The sequence below is a fragment of the Frankia tisae genome (assembly GCF_025403405.1).
GTDB lineage: Bacteria > Actinomycetota > Actinomycetes > Frankiales > Frankiaceae > Frankia > Frankia tisai.
This window is the reverse complement of the sequence record NZ_JANEZT010000750.1, coordinates 1-885: the sequence shown is the minus strand read 5'-3', so window position 1 is coordinate 885 and position 885 is coordinate 1. Positions and strand designations below refer to the sequence as shown.

The window sequence follows — 885 nt, the reverse complement described above, 5'->3', positions numbered from 1 at the left end:
GGGGTGGGCGGAGCCGCCACCACCTATCTCGCCGCCGCCGGCGTCGGGCGACTGGTGCTGGTCCATCCGGGCCCGTTGGAGAAGCCCGATCTGAACCGCCAGACCCTGATGCGCCCCGACCGTATCGGCGAGTCCCGAGTCGTGATCGCCGCGGAAACCCTGGGTTTGCACTACCCGGACGTCGTGGTGGAGACCTGGGACCGCGGCCTGTTCGACCCGATGCTCCCCGAGCTGGTGGCCGCTGCCGACGTCGTGATCGATGCCCGCCACAACTTCCCCGAACGTTTCCAGATCAACCGGATGTGCCTGGATGCGGAGGTGCCCCTGGTCGTCGCGGCGATGAACGCCACCGAGATCCAGCTGCTCACCGTCGCCGGGGACGGTCCGTGTCTACGGTGCGTCTTCGCCGAGGGCGACCCCGACTGGGACCCCCTGGGGTTTCCCGTCTTCGGAGCGGTCGCGGGAACGGTCGGGTGCCTCGCGGCGATGGAAGTCATCAAGCTCATCTCCGGATTCGGCGAGCCGGCTGTCGGCCGGCTGCTCGTCGCCGATCTGTGGGATCTGGACGTCCGCACGCTGTCGGTGGCGCGCGACCCCGCCTGCGTGGACTGCGGCTTCCGGCGGCCGTCGGCTGGCGCGACCCGGCTGGACGGCGCCTCCCGGCGGTGAGGCTGTCGCCGATGCCGGCCCGTGCTCCGGCAGCCGGCGGGGCGCCCCGTCCCCGTCCACGTCCCCGTCGTCAGGCGGGCTGACTTTCACACCCGGTTGTCAGGCCGGCCGGCGCGGGGAGTGCAGCTGCGTCATTGTGCTCCCGGCGGGAAGTTCAACGGGCGTCTGCTCCGGCTGGGTGGTGATGCCAGGTTGTGGGCTCGGCGTGTCCGGGGG

Annotated in this window: 1 protein-coding gene; it reads left to right on the top strand. The window is 71.5% G+C overall.

What is annotated here, in order from left to right:
* A partial coding sequence (locus NBZ85_RS31485; RefSeq protein ID WP_261563466.1) for a HesA/MoeB/ThiF family protein occupies positions 1-669 on the top strand: 669 nt, incomplete at its 5' end.
* Between the last annotated feature and the right edge of the window lie 216 nt (positions 670-885).